This is a genomic window from Streptomyces sp. Ru72, from assembly GCF_002920635.1.
GTDB lineage: Bacteria > Actinomycetota > Actinomycetes > Streptomycetales > Streptomycetaceae > Streptomyces.
The window spans coordinates 44245-59211 of sequence record NZ_PQSR01000008.1; the positions used below are offsets into that span (position 1 = coordinate 44245).

General features: G+C 71.3%; 9 protein-coding genes. 5 read left to right on the top strand and 4 right to left on the bottom strand.

Features of this window, described 5'->3' with window-relative positions; all coding sequences use genetic code 11:
* Positions 1-193: 193 nt before the first annotated feature.
* Complete coding sequence (locus C3488_RS05985) at positions 194-808, top strand: hypothetical protein (RefSeq protein ID WP_103838326.1); 615 nt, start codon at positions 194-196, stop codon at positions 806-808.
* A 130-nt stretch (positions 809-938) separates the two neighbouring features.
* On the opposite strand, the gene ppdK is transcribed toward C3488_RS05985, so the two are convergent.
* Together ppdK and C3488_RS05995 are read right to left on the bottom strand one after the other, a co-directional pair.
* Positions 939-3632, bottom strand: a complete 2694-nt coding sequence (ppdK, locus tag C3488_RS05990) for a pyruvate, phosphate dikinase (protein WP_103838252.1) — start codon at positions 3630-3632, stop codon at positions 939-941.
* A gap of 515 nt (positions 3633-4147) precedes the next feature.
* Positions 4148-5368: an ROK family protein gene (locus C3488_RS05995; protein WP_181138895.1), complete on the bottom strand. Its 1221-nt coding sequence runs from the start codon at positions 5366-5368 to the stop codon at positions 4148-4150.
* A gap of 130 nt (positions 5369-5498) precedes the next feature.
* Between C3488_RS05995 and C3488_RS06000 the strand changes: the two genes are divergently transcribed.
* The 3 genes from C3488_RS06000 (at position 5499) to C3488_RS06010 (ending at position 11328) form a co-directional block, all read left to right on the top strand.
* Positions 5499-7127: a hypothetical protein gene (locus C3488_RS06000; protein WP_103838254.1), complete on the top strand. Its 1629-nt coding sequence runs from the start codon at positions 5499-5501 to the stop codon at positions 7125-7127.
* Positions 7124-9061, top strand: coding sequence for a glycogen debranching N-terminal domain-containing protein (locus C3488_RS06005; protein ID WP_103838255.1), 1938 nt, complete (start codon positions 7124-7126; stop codon positions 9059-9061). Before C3488_RS06000 ends, C3488_RS06005 begins: the two co-directional genes overlap by 4 nt.
* A gap of 296 nt (positions 9062-9357) precedes the next feature.
* Entirely contained in the window at positions 9358-11328 is a 1971-nt protein-coding gene (locus C3488_RS06010; protein ID WP_374955400.1) for a CDP-alcohol phosphatidyltransferase, read from the top strand.
* A 21-nt stretch (positions 11329-11349) separates the two neighbouring features.
* On the opposite strand, the gene dusB is transcribed toward C3488_RS06010, so the two are convergent.
* Complete coding sequence (gene dusB, locus C3488_RS06015) at positions 11350-12492, bottom strand: tRNA dihydrouridine synthase DusB (RefSeq protein ID WP_103838256.1); 1143 nt, start codon at positions 12490-12492, stop codon at positions 11350-11352.
* 81 nt (positions 12493-12573) lie between these two features.
* On the opposite strand from dusB, the gene C3488_RS06020 reads away from it, so the two are divergent.
* Positions 12574-14019, top strand: coding sequence for an MFS transporter (locus tag C3488_RS06020; RefSeq protein ID WP_103838257.1), 1446 nt, complete (start codon positions 12574-12576; stop codon positions 14017-14019).
* Positions 14020-14032: 13 nt separating this feature from the next.
* Here C3488_RS06020 and C3488_RS06025 read toward each other — a convergent pair whose 3' ends face one another.
* Positions 14033-14953, bottom strand: a complete 921-nt coding sequence (locus C3488_RS06025; protein ID WP_258053302.1) for a helix-turn-helix transcriptional regulator — start codon at positions 14951-14953, stop codon at positions 14033-14035.
* Positions 14954-14967 lie beyond the last annotated feature (14 nt).

A 14967-nucleotide genomic window follows, 5' to 3' on the forward strand; every position in this document is an offset into this window, starting at 1 on the left:
TCGCGAGGAACCGGGCGCGCCCACACAGGTGGCGTACCGGCGGACTGCGACACATCTGGGACATGTGTCGCACCTGCGGACGCGTCATGCAGCCGCTGCCGCGCGCACAGCCCGGCCACGAGGACTGCGCCGGGCGCCGAGTCCGCGGGACGCCCCACGACCGTTGTCAGAGCCGACTGGCAGAGTGTTCGACATGGAGCAGGAGCACCAGCAGCGCACGTCAGTTCGCCTCGTCGTCGTGGATCCGGAACTGGACGCTCAATGCGAGCGGGTGGAGCAGCACTTGCTGACCCCCCTGGTCGGGGCTCCCCGTGACGGGTGTGATCACGCGCTGTTCGCGGGCGGACTCGCCGCCTTCCGGCGCGTCCGGGCGGCATTGGCCGAAGCGGTGGCGCGCGGACCGCGGGTGTGGACGCCGAACGGCCGCTGGGAGCACGAGGGTCTGCGCGTCGTCCGGCTGCCCACCGAAGAGACGGACCTGTTGTACGCACTGCTGCGTGAGCTGTCCGGGGCCCTCGTCGCATCACCGCAGCAGTCGGGCGGCGTCGCCGCGTTCCTCAGCGACGTGTCCGCCGAGGGCGAGTCCGCGGCCGGCCTGGTCGGTGCGTTGGCGCGTGTGCTGTCGATGGTGGACCTCACGCCCGACGCCGACACCGACGTCCTCCTCGCCGCGCTGGAGGCGGCCGGCGACGGGACGGGCGACGACGTGCGGCTCTCCTACGCCCAGGAGGAGGCATGGCAGCGGCTCGCCCACCGCGTGACCATGCTGCTGACCGAGTCCGCTCCGCTGCACCGTTTCCTCTACTGACACGCGAGAGGGCGGCACCCCCCGCACAGGGGTGCCGCCCTCTCTCCGTGCTCCGGAACCGCTGCCCTGTCGGTGAGGGTCGGGGTGACCGACAGTGGTTCCGGCGTTCGGCGAAGGTCCGTCCGAAGCCTTACCGGTGGTCGCTTCCCTGCGACTGCGACGCCGCCCGGCCGGCCTCCAGGCGGGCCACGGGGATGCGGAAGGGGGAGCAGGAGACGTAGTCCAGGCCCACCTCGTGGAAGAAGTGCACCGACTCCGGGTCACCGCCGTGCTCGCCGCAGACGCCGAGCTTGAGGTCGGGGCGGGTGGCGCGGCCCGCCTTCGCGGCGTCGCGGACCAGCTTGCCCACGCCGTCCTTGTCGATCGTCTCGAACGGGGAGACGCCGAAGATGCCCTTCTCCAGGTATGCCGTGAAGAAGCTCGCCTCCACGTCGTCCCGGCTGAAGCCCCACACCGTCTGCGTGAGGTCGTTGGTGCCGAAGGAGAAGAACTCTGCGGCCTCCGCGATCTGACCGGCCGTCAGCGCGGCGCGGGGCAGCTCGATCATGGTGCCGATCGCGAGCTTCAGCTCCGTGCCCGTCGCCGACTCGACCTCCGCGATGACCTTGTCGGCCTCCTCGCGGACGATCTCCAGCTCCTGGACCGTGCCGACGAGCGGGATCATGACCTCGGCGCGCGGGTCGCCCTTGGCCGCCTTGCGCTCGGCCGCCGCCTCCGCGATCGCCCGGACCTGCATGGTGAACAGGCCGGGGATGACCAGGCCGAGACGTACGCCGCGCAGGCCGAGCATCGGGTTCTGCTCGTGCAGCCGGTGCACGGCCTGGAGCAGGCGCAGCTCGTTCTCGTGCGGCTCCTGACGGGACTCGGCGAGGGCCACGCGGACCGACAGCTCGGTGATGTCCGGCAGGAACTCGTGCAGCGGCGGGTCCAGCAGGCGGACCGTGACCGGGAGGCCGTCCATCGCCTCGAAGAGTTCCACGAAGTCCTGCTTCTGCAGCGGCAGCAGCTGCTTGAGCGACTCCTCGCGCTCCGCCTCCGTGTCCGCCAGGATCAGGCGTTCCACCAGCTCACGCCGGTCGCCGAGGAACATGTGCTCGGTACGGCACAGACCGATGCCCTGGGCGCCGAAGCGCCGTGCGCGCAACGCGTCCTCGGCGTTGTCGGCGTTGGCCCGGACGCGCAGGCGGCGCTTGCGGTCCGCGAAGGCCATGATCCGGTGGACCGCCTCGACCAGCTCGTCGGCGTCGTCGGCGCCCGCGTGCATCCGCCCCTCGAAGTACTCCACGACCGGGGACGGGACGACCGGGACCTCACCCAGGTACACCTTGCCGCTCGAGCCGTCGATGGAGATCAGGTCGCCCTCCTCGACGACCTGCCCGCCCGGCACCGTCATCCGGCGGCGCTTGGTGTCGACCTCCAGCTCCTCCGCACCGCACACACAGGTCTTGCCCATGCCGCGCGCGACGACGGCCGCGTGGGAGGTCTTGCCGCCGCGCGAGGTCAGGATGCCCTCGGCCGCGATCATGCCGTCCAGGTCGTCGGGGTTGGTCTCGCGGCGGACCAGGATGACCTTCTCGCCGGAGCGGGACCACTTCACCGCGGTGTACGAGTCGAAGACCGCCTTGCCGACCGCCGCGCCCGGCGAGGCCGCGATACCGCGGGCGACCTGCTGGACCTTCGCCTTCTCGTCGAACCGGGGGAACATCAGCTGCGCGAGCTGCGCGCCCGTCACCCGCTGCAGCGCCTCGGCCTCGTCGATCAGACCCTGGTCCACCAGCTGGGTGGCGATACGGAAGGCCGCGGCCGCCGTGCGCTTGCCGACGCGGGTCTGCAGCATCCACAGCTTGCCGCGCTCGATGGTGAACTCGATGTCGCAGAGATCCTTGTAGTGGTTCTCCAGCGTCTCCATGATCTGCATCAGCTGGTCGTACGACTTCTTGTCGATGTTCTCCAGCTCCGCGAGCGGGACGGTGTTGCGGATGCCCGCGACCACGTCCTCGCCCTGCGCGTTCTGCAGGTAGTCGCCGTAGACGCCCTGGTGGCCGGAGGCGGGGTCGCGGGTGAAGGCGACGCCCGTGCCGGAGTCGGGGCCGAGGTTGCCGAAGACCATCGAGCAGACGTTGACCGCGGTGCCGAGGTCGTGCGGGATGCGCTCCTGGCGGCGGTAGAGCTTGGCGCGGTCGCCGTTCCAGGAGTCGAAGACCGCCTTGATGGCGAGGTCCATCTGCTCGCGCGGGTCCTGCGGGAAGTCGCGCCCGGCCTCGGTCTTGACGATCTTCTTGAACTTGGTGACCAGCTTCTTCAGGTCGGCCGCGTCGAGCTGGGTGTCGTCGGCGACCTTCTTGGCCTCCTTGGCCGCCTCCAGCGCGTCCTCGAAGAGCTCGCCGTCGACGCCGAGGACCGTCTTGCCGAACATCTGGATGAGCCGGCGGTAGGAGTCCCACGCGAAGCGGTCGTCGCCGGCCTGCTTCGCCAGGCCCTGCACGGACTTGTCGGAGAGCCCGATGTTCAGGACGGTGTCCATCATGCCGGGCATGGAGAACTTGGCCCCGGAGCGGACGGAGACGAGCAGAGGGTTGTCGGGCTGGCCGAGCTTCTTGCCCATCTTCTTCTCGAGGGCCTCGAGGTGCGCACTCACCTCGTCACGCAGTGCCGGGGGTTCCTCGCCGCTGTCCAGGTAGACCTTGCAGGCCTCGGTGGTGATGGTGAAGCCCGGAGGGACCGGCAGGCCCAGGTTGGTCATCTCGGCGAGGTTCGCGCCCTTGCCGCCGAGAAAATCCTTGAGGTCCTTGTTGCCTTCGGTGAAGTCGTAAACGAACTTCATGCCCTCGACGCCGTTCTCTGTTACGTGGCGATCTTTGTTTTCCGACACGGTCTCGACTCCTCGAGGACGCGGTGGCTGCCCTGACGGCGAGGAACATACCCAGATCAAAGGCGTCTGGGTACGTCCACTTGCGCGTCATGCGCCCGTAACCACTCGCCCACCACCGGATCGAAAGTCAAACCTTGGCAAGTGGCGACCGGGCGATGTTTTCACTTCTTGAAGGCATCAACGCCCGTAGAGGGGGTTTGATGCTCACATGAGCAGCTCTCGACACTTCTGATTTTCGATCGATGAACGATCAAGGGATGACACTCAGTGCCACCCCTTGAGGAAGTGCAACCGCTCAAGATCCGCTCATCTGAGCGCAACCCCTATCAGGGGTGGCGAGAATCACGCTAACCGAGGTCGCCCGATTTCACCATGCGGACGCCGATCCGGGCCGAAATGCGACTGTCACGCACACGACAAGAACGGGGGGCAAGGTCTTTCGGGCGCGGGCGGCGGATGGTGGGGACTTAGACACCCAGTGCCGTCAGCCGCTCCTCCACGCGCTCCGGTGCGTACAGGTGCTCGACGACCAACGCGCCCGCACCCACCAGCCCCGCCCGCTCCCCGAGCCGCGAGACCACCACGTCCAGATGCGCGGTGGAGCGGGGCAGCGCCCGCTGGTACAGCAGTTCCCGTACGCCCGTCAGGAACGGCGTCCCGGCCAGGTCGCCCGCGATCATCAGCACCCCCGGGTTCAGCAGGGTCACCACGGTCGCCAGCACCTCCCCGACCCTCCGCCCGGCCTCCCGGGCGAGCGCGACGGCCTCCGGGTGCCCCGCGGCCAGCAGGTCCCGCACGTCCGAGCCCGAGGCGGCCGGCACCCCCGCCTGAGCCAGCCGGCGCGCCACGGCACCACCGCTCGCGACGGCGGCCAGGCAGCCGTAGGACCCGCAGCGGCACAGCGCGTCGGCGCCCTCGGGGACCCGGATGTGCCCGATGTCGCCGGCGCCCCCGTCGATGCCGCGGTAGATCCGGCCGTCCACGACCACGCCCGCGCCGATCCCGGTCGAGACCTTGACCAGCGCGAACGCCCGGCAGTCCTGGTGTGCGGTGCGCTGCTCGCCGTAGGCCATCAGGTTCGCGTCGTTGTCGACCAGGACGGGGACGTCGGCGGCGCCGCGCGCGTGCTCGGTGAAGGCGCGGGCGAGGCGCCCCGTTATGTCGTAGCCGTCCCAGCCCGGCATGATCGGCGGCTGCACGACCCGGCCGGTGTCGCTGTCGACGGGGCCCGGTACCGCGAGGCCGATCCCGCAGACCTCGTGCGCCTGATGGCCCGCCTTGTCGAGGAGTCCGGCGAACCAGCGGCCCAGTTCGCCGAGGACGGCGTCCGGGCCCTCCTCCAGGAGCAGGACGCCGCTGCGCTCGGCCAGGATCTCCCCGGCCAGGGTGAGGACGGCCGCGCGGGCGTGCCGGGTGTCGAGGTCGGCGGCGAGCACCACGGCATGGGCGTCGTCGAACTCGAGCGTGATCGAGGGGCGTCCGCCCAGCGGCGAGTCGACCGGTCCGCCCGCACCCTCGCGCAGCCACCCGGCCCGGAACAGCCGGTCCAGGCGCTGGCCGACCGTGGCCCGGGACAGGCCGGTGGCCTGCTGCAGGGCACCCCGGGTCGTGGCGCGGCCACTGCGCACCAGTTCGAGCAGATCTCCGGCGCCGGCCGACGCGCCCGGCTTTCCGGGTCTTCCCCTCATGCACACCCCCTTGCGTTCACCAACCTTGCATTACATATTGAGTTTTGCGTGTTAAATAGACGTAACCCTACGGTAGCCGCTGCCGAACCGCGCCGAACCCTTCGGCCACACGTCTTACGGGGAGACCTGAGTGGAGCGCACGACCCAACTCACCGCCCGCCGCACGGAACCGGCACCTCCCGCCCGCCACTCGAGCTCACCGACCACGTCCCGCCCCCGTGAGGCCACCCCTTCCGGAACACGTGTATACGAACCGGACGTTCCCGGATCGCTGCACGTCAGGGCGGCGCAGGTACTCGACGCCAACTGGACGGGGACGTCCACGGTGCCCTCGCGCGGGCTGTACCCGCACCAGTGGTCCTGGGACTCGGCGTTCATCGCGATCGGGCTGCGCCACATCTCCCCGTTACGGGCGCAGACCGAGCTCGAGACGCTGCTGGACGCACAGTGGGCGGACGGGCGGATCCCGCACATCGTGTTCAACCCCTCCGTGCCCTTCGACGCGTACTTCCCGAGCCCCGACTTCTGGCGCTCCTCCACGGCCGGGCGCGCCGCGGGCGCCCCGCGCACCGTACAGACCTCGGGCATCGTGCAGCCACCGGTACACGCGCTCGCGGCCTGGCTGGTGCATCTGGCCGACCCGGGGCTGTCCCTGGCGCGCGGCTTCCTCGCCCGGGTCCACCCGCGCCTGGCGGCCTGGCACCGCTATCTGCTGCACCGCCGTGACCTGGGCGGCGGCGGGCTGGCCTCGGTGGTGCACCCCTGGGAGCAGGGCATGGACAACAGCCCCGCCTGGGACGCTCCGCTGTCCCGGATCACCCCGGCCCCGGCCCGCTCGTTCCGCCGCGCCGACCTGGCCCACGGCGCGGCGGAGGACCGGCCGACGGATCTGGACTACGGGCGGTACGTACGACTGGCGACGGAGTACCGCGACGGCGGATACGCCGACGGAGCAGACAAGGGGGCGGCCCGTAGGGCCTCGGTTGAGGTTGGTGGGAGACGGGTGGGCCGCTTCGCGGTGGAGGACCCGGCGTTCAACGCTCTGCTGATCGCGTCGGAGCACGCGCTGGCCCGGATCGCACAGGAGCTGGGCGCACCGGGGACGGCACGGCACGCCCGCGCGGAGCGCCTGACGGAGGCTCTGATCGACCGGCTCTGGGACCCGGTGGAGGGGATGTTCTTCTGCCGGGACGTCTATGGGGGCGAGGCGCGGGAGAGCGGTGCTCTCGATCGAGATCGGCGCTTTGGAAGCAGCGCTCTCGGACAAGAGCGCCGCTCCCCCACCGGCACCCTCGTCCCCGAGCGCACCGTCTCCGGCCTCATCCCCCTGCTGCTGCCCACGCTCCCGCGCGACATCGCCACCGCCCTCGTCCGCACCCTGCGCGGGCCGCACTTCTCGCTCGGCGACAACACCCGGCTCGTACCCAGCTACGACCTGCTCGGCGAGTCCTTCGATCCCCACCGGTACTGGCGCGGGCCCGCCTGGTTCAACACCGGCTGGCTGCTGGAGCGCGGCCTGCGCGTGCACGGCGAGCGGGCGGACGCCGACGCGCTGCGCGAGGCCCTGCTGGAGACCGCGGGCACCTCCGACTTCGCGGAGTACGTCGATCCGTACACCGGTGAGGCGTGCGGAGCGGTCGGCTTCGGCTGGACCGCCGCCCTCACGCTCGACCTGCTCCACGACCACCCCGGACAGGGCGTGTCCCCGACGGGCATCGGCACGTTCGACAGGAGCGACAAGGGAGGGGGCCGGGGATGACGGACCGGCATCATCTGCTCGTGTGCGGCGGGACGTTCGCCGCCGTGAGCGACAGCGGGGACATCAGCGGGGTTCGGGGCGTCACCTCCCCGTCCGGGTTGTTCGTGCGGGACGCACGCCATCTGAGTCGCTGGCAGCTGACGGTGAACGGCGCGGTGCCCGAGACGCTCACGCCGGTCGCCGACGGAGACACGGCGCGCTGCGTCCTCGTGCCGCGCGGAGGCCGCCAGGAGCCGCCCGCCCACACGCTCTTCCGCGAACAGGCCGTCGTCGACGGTGCGTTCGTGGAGTCGCTGCGCGTCACCAGCAACCGCCCGGTGCCGACCACGGTCCGTGTCGCCGTCACCGCGGACGCCGATTTCACGGACCAGTTCGAGCTGCGCTCCGACCACCGTACGTACGCCAAGACGGGGGCCGTGCGCTTCCGCCGGGTGCTCGAGGACGGCGTGGAGTTCGGCTACCGGCGCGGCGAGTGGCGCTCCTGCACGAGGGTCACGGCGGAGCCCGCGCCGGACGGTGTCGAGGAGACGGGCACGGGGGCCCGGCGCCTGGTGTGGACACTGGAGCTGGAGCCGCACGGCTCGGCGGAACTGTCCCTGCGGGTCGCCGCCCGGCCGCACGGGGCGGCGCAGGCTCCCCCGGTCCCCGCGTCCCCGGCCGCCGCCAACCACCGGCTCCTCCGCCTGGAGGGCGAGTTCATGGAAGGCATCGCCTTCCCCACCGGCTGGCCCGAGCTGGCCGCGGCCTGTGCGCGGGGCCTGTCCGACCTCGCCTCGCTCCAGGTCCCGGCGACGGGCCCCGACCGCGAGGAGCTGCGCGTCCCGGCGGCCGGCGCGCCCTGGTTCCTCACGCTCCTCGCCCGCGACGCACTCCTGACCTCCCTCTTCCTGCTCCCCTACCGCCCCGAGCCGGCGGCGGCCACCCTGCCCGCCCTCGCCGCGACCCAGGCGACCGAGGTCGCCACCGGCTCGGTCGCCCAGCCGGGGAAGATCGTGCACGAGGTGCGGCACGGGGAGCTGGCACACTTCGGGCAGGTGCCGTACGGGCGCTACTACGGCTCGGTCGACGCGACACCGCTCTTCCTGGTGCTGCTCGGGGCCTACGTCGAGCAGACCGGGGACACGGCGATGGCTCGCCGCCTGGAGCCCCACGCCCGCGCGGCCATCGGCTGGATGCTGGACCACGGCGGCCTCACCTCGCGCGGCTACCTGGTCTACCGCGCCGACCAGGGCGGACTCGCCAACCAGAACTGGAAGGACTCCCCCGGCGCGATCTGCTCCGCCGACGGGAGCCGCCCCACCGGGCCGGTGATGGCGGCGGGCGCGCAGGGGTACGCGTACGACGCGTTGCGCCGCACGGCGCACCTGGCGCGCACGGTGTGGGAGGACGAGGTGTACGCGGCGCTGCTGGAACAGGCGGCCGCGGATCTGCGTGACCGCTTCCAGCGGGACTTCTGGATGGACGACCGGGCGTTCCCGGCGCTGGCGCTGGACGGCGAGGGCCGTCAGGTGGACGCGCTGGCCTCGGACGCGGGGCATCTGCTGTGGTCGGGCCTGCTGGACAAGGAGTACGGCGAACTGGTGGGCCGCCGCCTCCTGGAACCCGACTTCTTCTCGGGCTGGGGCGTCCGCACGCTGGCCGCGGACCAGGCGGCGTACCACCCGATGTCGTACCACCGCGGCTCGGTCTGGCCGCACGACAACGCGCTGATCACGCTGGGCCTCGCCCGCTACGGCCTGCACGACGAGGCCCGTGCGGTCGCCCACGCCCTGGTCGACGCGGCGACGGCGACGGGCCACCGGCTGCCGGAGGTGCTCGCCGGGTACGGCCGCGACAACCACCCGGAGCCGGTGCCGTACCCGCACGCCTGCGTCCGCGAGTCCCGCTCGGCGGCGACACCGCTCGCCCTGCTCACGGCGGTGGGCGGGGCGTAGTCCGGCTCCTGCGGTGAGCAGGACGTAGCCCCACGGACACCCGGGACCGCGCGGAGCCAATGGGCGGGCGGCGCGCGGCCCCGGGGCGACTTGCTCCCGACGCCTCGCGTGTGCGACCGCGTGTGCGACCCGACGCGCTCCCGGACTGGTTGACCTGGGATTTGCCGGGTGTTTGCCGGGCGCTGGGACGTCGTGGTGAACGCATGTACCCGGCCACCCGTACGGGATGACGGCGGGCCGGCCTCCCCAGTGCGGCCCGCCCTCCACCACGGGCTTCGCACGGAAGGACCCTCGGGTTGCCTCTCAACACGCGCGCACCACACACGACGAGCAAGGCGGGGGCGGCCACCGACGGGGTCATGCCGGCGGAGGAGGACGAGCGACCGGTGTCGCAGGCGGCATCCGCCGCTGCGGACGGGCCCGCCGACCGTACGACGGAGCCGGACACCGAGGACGGCCCCACGGCCGAGCACGAGACGGCGGAAGCCGATGCCGCCGAAACCGAAGCCGCGGAAACCAAGACCACGGAAACCGAAGCCGAAGCCACCGAAAGCGAGGCCGCGGAGAACCGGGCCGGCATAGCCGACGGCCCCCGTCCCCGCTTCCGCCTGCGCACCTGGCGGGCCGACCACCCGCTCGCCGCCCGCGTCCTCGGTGTCACGGTCTCCGTGCTCGCCGGTGTCCTCCTCGTCGTCTCGCTCGTCATGCCCAACAGGCTCGGGAGCTTCCGGCCGGCCATGTTCACGCGGATCCCGGTGGAGGTGCTGATAGGCGGCGTCGTGCTGACCGCCCTGCCCCGACGGCCGCGGCTGGTCGTCGCCTGGGTCGGCGGTGTCGCGCTCGGCGTGCAGACCATGCTCAACCTGCTGGACGCCGGCTTCTACCAGTACCTCGGCCGCGACTTCAACGCCGTCCTCGACTGGCCCCTCCTCAGCGACGCCTACTCCTACCTCCAGGACACCCTCGGCGGGGCGGGCGCCCTGGGAGTCCTGCTCGCGGCCGTCGTCATCGTCCTCGTCGTCCTCGCCGTGTCGGCACTCTCGGTCGTGCGGCTCGGCAACGTCATGGCCCGGCACCGCGCCACCGCCACCCGTACCGTCCTCGTGCTCAGCATGGTGTGGATGACGTGCACGGTCCTCGGCCTCCAGTTCGGCGGTGTGCCGCTGGCAGCCGAGCGCACCGTCACGATGCTCAAGGTCCGCTCCGACCTCATCCGTCAGACCCTCAGGGACGAGCGGGACTTCGCGAAGACCGCCAGGGTCGACGCCTTCGGCGCCACCCCGGGCTCGCAGCTCGTGCCCGGCCTGCGGGGCAAGGACATGATCTTCACGTTCATCGAGAGCTACGGCCGCAGCGCCATCGAGGACCCGATCATGGCACCCGGCGTCGACAAGACCCTCGACACCAGCACCCAGGCCCTCGCCGAGGCCGGCTTCCACGCCAAGAGCGGCTGGCTGACCTCGGCGACGTACGGCGGCAGCAGCTGGCTCGGCCACTCGACGTTCCTGTCGGGCCTGTGGATCGACAACCAGAACCGCTACCGCACCGTCACCACCAGCGACCACCTCAGCCTCACCAAGGCGTTCAAGAAGACCGGCGCCTGGGACACCGTCGGCATCATGCCCGGCGTGCAGAAGGGCTGGCCGGAGCAGAGGTTCTACGGCCTCGACAAGGTCTACAACGCCTTCGAGATGGGCTACAAGGGCCCGAAGTTCAGCTGGTCCACCATGCCCGACCAGTACGCGCTCGAGGCGTTCCAGCGCCTGGAGCACGGCAGGCAGCGCGACAAGCCGCTGATGTCGGAGATCATCCTGACCTCCAGCCACACCCCCTGGGCCCCCATCCCCAAGATGGTCGGCTGGAACCAGCTGGGCGACGGCTCGGTCTTCGACGCCATCCAGAAGGCGGGCAACAAGCCCGACTACACCTACACCAGCGACATCCACTCCAAGGAGGAGTACGGCAAGTCCGTCCAGTACTCGGTGACCGCCCTCACCCAGTTCCTCCAGCGCTACGGCACCGACGACACCGTGCTCGTCTTCCTCGGCGACCACCAGGCGAACGCCCACGTCAGCGGCGACCACGCCAGCCATGACGTGCCCTGCGCGATCGTCGCCAAGGACCCGAAGGTCCTCGACAGGATCGCGAGCTGGGGCTGGACGGACGGCCTGCGGCCCGCGCACAACGCACCCGTGTGGAAGATGAGTTCGTTCCGCGACCGCTTCCTGACGGCGTACGGCTCCACGCCGCACCCGTCCGAGGACTGATCAGCCTCCGGAGGTGTCGAGTCAGCCTCCGGAGGTGTCGAGCTCCGCGTCCTCGCCGACCCCCGCGCAGTCGTACGGGTCCTTCAGCCAGCCGTCCGGCAGCACCACCCGGTTGTTGCCTGACGTACGGCCCCGGGGCCCGTCGGCGCCGGACGGCCAGGGCTGGTCGAGGTCCAGCTCGTCGAGGCCGGCCCGCAGTTCCTGAAGGGAGGAGGTGATCGCGAGCCGCTTGCGCATCTCGGAGCCGACCGCGAAGCCCTTCAGGTACCAGGCCACGTGCTTGCGGAAGTCGATGACACCGCGCGACTCGTCGCCGAGCCACTCGCCGAGCAGGGTGGCGTGCCGGACCATGACGTCGGCGACCTCGCGGAGGGCCGGCCTGGCGATGTCCTCCGTCCGCCCCTCGAAAGCCGCCACCAGGTCCGCGAACAGCCACGGCCGCCCCAGGCAGCCGCGCCCCACGACCACCCCGTCGCAGCCCGTCTCGCCCACCATGCGCAGCGCGTCCTCGGCGGACCAGATGTCGCCGTTGCCCAGCACCGGGATCTGAGGCACATGCTCCTTCAGCCGCGCGATGGCGTCCCAGTCCGCCGTGCCGCCGTAGTGCTGGGCGGCCGTACGTCCGTGCAGCGCGATGGCCGTCACGCCCTCCTCGACGGCGATCCGCCCGGCGTCGAGGTAGGTGATGTGGTCGTCGTCGATGCCCTTGCGCATCTTCATGGTGACCGGGAGGTCGCCCGCGCCGCTGACCGCCTCGCGCAGGATCGCCCGCAGCAGGTTCCGCTTGTAGGGCAGCGCGGAGCCGCCGCCCTTGCGGGTCACCTTCGGCACCGGGCAGCCGAAGTTGAGGTCGATGTGGTCGGCGAGGTCCTCCTCCGCGATCATGCGGACGGCCTTGCCGACGGTCGCCGGGTCCACGCCGTACAGCTGGATCGACCGAGGGCGCTCGCTCACGTCGAACTTGATCAGCTGCATGGTCTTCTCGTTGCGCTCGACCAGCGCCCGCGTCGTGATCATCTCGCTCACGAACAGGCCCTTGCCGCCACTGAACTCTCGGCACAGCGTGCGGAACGGCGCGTTCGTGATCCCGGCCATGGGCGCGAGCACGACGGGCGGCCGGACGGTGTGCGGGCCGATCTGCAAGAGGGACTCGGTCATGGGCATTGCCCCATTGTCGCGTATCGCCAATGATCATGTATCACTCATTAGTTAGACGCACTATCAATGTCGGCGTACCATGGGCCCATGCCCGAGCTCAGCCACCGCCGACGTCTGCTGGTGCTCGCGATCTGCTGCATGAGCCTGCTGATCGTGAGCCTCGACAACACCGTCCTGAACGTGGCGCTGCCCTCGATGCAGCGGGAACTGCATGCGAGCGTGTCCGGCCTGCAGTGGACGATCGACGCGTACACGCTGGTCCTGGCCTCGCTGCTGATGCTCGCGGGTTCGACGGCCGACCGGATCGGCCGCAAGCGGGTCTTCATGGCGGGCCTGATCGTCTTCAGCGTCGGCTCCCTGCTGTGCTCGCTCGCGCCGAACCTCGAACTGCTGGTCGTGTTCCGCATGGTGCAGGCGGTGGGCGGTTCGATGCTCAACCCGGTCGCGATGTCGATCATCACCAACACGTTCACCGACGCCCGTGAGCGCGCCCGCGCGATCGGTGTGTGGGGTGCCGTGGTCGGCATATCCATGGCCGCCGGCCCGCTGGTCGGCGGGCTGCTGGTCGAGTCGGTCGGCTGGCGGTCGATCTTCTGGGTCAACCTCCCGGTGGGGCTGGCCGCGCTCCTGCTCACCCTGCGCTTCGTCCCCGAGTCCCGCGCGCCCAAGGCGCGTCGCCCGGACCCGGTCGGCCAGCTGCTGGTGATCGCCCTGTTCGGCTGCCTGACGTACACGATCATCGAGGCCCCGGACGCGAGTGCCGCGAGGATCGTGCCGTTCGCCGTGGTCGCGTTCGCGGCCCTGCTCGGCCTGCTCTGGTACGAGCCGCGCCGCGCCGAACCGCTCATCGACCTGCGCTTCTTCCACTCGGCGCCGTTCAGCGGGGCCACGGTGATCGCCATCAGCGCGTTCGCGGCCCTCGGCGGCTTCCTGTTCCTGTCCACGCTCTACCTGCAGAACGTACGCGGACTGGACGCGCTGCACGCGGGTCTGTGGATGCTGGCGCTGGCGGCCCCGACGATGCTGTGCGCCCCGCTGTCCGGCCGCCTGGTCGGCAACCGCGGGCCGCGCCTGCCGCTGCTGGTGGCGGGCTGCGCGATGACCGCGAGCGCGGTGCTGTTCGCGGCCTTCGAGGCGGAGACGTCGAACACCACGCTGCTCGTCGGCTACGTCCTGTTCGGCATCGGCTTCGGCTTCGTCAACGCCCCCATCACCAACACCGCCGTCTCCGGCATGCCCCGTGCCCAGGCCGGCGTCGCCGCGGCGGTCGCCTCCACCAGCCGCCAGCTCGGCCAGACCCTCGGCGTGGCGGTGGTCGGCGCGGTGCTGGCCTCCGGTGTGACGGCGTCGGCGTACAGGCAGACCTTCGTCTCGGCGGCCCGCCCCGGCTGGTGGATCCTCGTCGCCTGCGGTGCGGCCGTGCTGATACTCGGGGCGCTCACCACGGGCCGGTGGGCCAGGGGGACGGCCGAGCGCACGGCCGACCGGCTCGAGTCCCCCGAGGTTCGTGAGGCCTCCGGCGTCTCCGCCTAGCGCCTCCCACGGCTCACGCGGCGCTCCGCTCCAACGCGATCGCCTGCAGCTTCTCCAGCCGCTCCCGCGACTCCCGGTCCGCCGGCGCGTAGGTCACCATCCGGGGCCCGTTGTGCGGCCCGAGCCACAGATCGGTGTGGTCGAGAGTCAGCAGGCCCACGTGGGCGTTGCGGAACTGCTTGCGCTTGCTGCGGGCGCCGACCACCTCGTGCAGCTCCCAGGCCTCGCGGAACTCGGCGGACTCGGTCATCAGCCGGTTGAGCAGCATCTTCCAGGCGGGCTCACCGAGGTGGTCGGCCATGTTGGCGCGGAACTTGGCGGCCATCAGCCGCATGGTCGCCTCGTGCTCGACGATCGCCGCCCGCCAGTCCGGGTGCGTGTAGCACAGCACCATGCAGTTGCGGTCCGCCGGCGGGACGGCGTCGAGGTCGCACATCAGCAGCCCGTAGGTGCGGTTGTAGGCGAGGATGTCGTACCGGCTGTTGGAGATGCAGGCCGGGAGCGGCTCGAGCTGTTCCAGCAGGATGCGCTGGGCCTCGGTGACGGACGGGCAGTGCGCGCCGGGTGCCGGGTCGACGGCACCGGCCAGGTTGAACAGATGGGCCCGCTCGCTGGCGTCGAGCAGCAGCGTGCGGGCCAGGGCGTCGAGGACCTGGACGGACACCTGGATGTCCCGGGCCTGCTCGAGCCACGTGTACCAGGTGACACCGACCGCGGCGAGCTGCGCGACCTCCTCACGGCGCAGCCCCGGGGTGCGGCGGCGCCGGCCGCGGGGCAGCCCGACCTGCTCGGGGGTGATGTGCTCGCGGCGGTGCCGCAGGAACGCGGCCAGTTCATGCCGCCGGATCTCGGATGCGCGCCGATCGGGCGCCTCCGCCTCCCGGTCCGTCCGTGTCTCGCGGACCGCCACCGTCTCCTGCACCATCGTCGCCATGCCCCCAGCCTGCC

Excerpts from the sequence above, each read along its gene's own strand:
- C3488_RS05985 (WP_103838326.1), top strand. The coding sequence starts at position 194 with ATGGAGCAGGAGCACCAGCAGCGCACGTCAGTTCGCCTCGTCGTCGTG.
- ppdK (WP_103838252.1), bottom strand. The coding sequence starts at position 3,632 with ATGAAGTTCGTTTACGACTTCACCGAAGGCAACAAGGACCTCAAGGAT.
- C3488_RS05995 (WP_181138895.1), bottom strand. The coding sequence starts at position 5,368 with ATGAGGGGAAGACCCGGAAAGCCGGGCGCGTCGGCCGGCGCCGGAGAT.
- C3488_RS06005 (WP_103838255.1), top strand. The coding sequence starts at position 7,124 with ATGACGGACCGGCATCATCTGCTCGTGTGCGGCGGGACGTTCGCCGCC.
- dusB (WP_103838256.1), bottom strand. The coding sequence starts at position 12,492 with ATGCCCATGACCGAGTCCCTCTTGCAGATCGGCCCGCACACCGTCCGG.
- C3488_RS06020 (WP_103838257.1), top strand. The coding sequence starts at position 12,574 with ATGCCCGAGCTCAGCCACCGCCGACGTCTGCTGGTGCTCGCGATCTGC.
- C3488_RS06025 (WP_258053302.1), bottom strand. The coding sequence starts at position 14,953 with ATGGCGACGATGGTGCAGGAGACGGTGGCGGTCCGCGAGACACGGACG.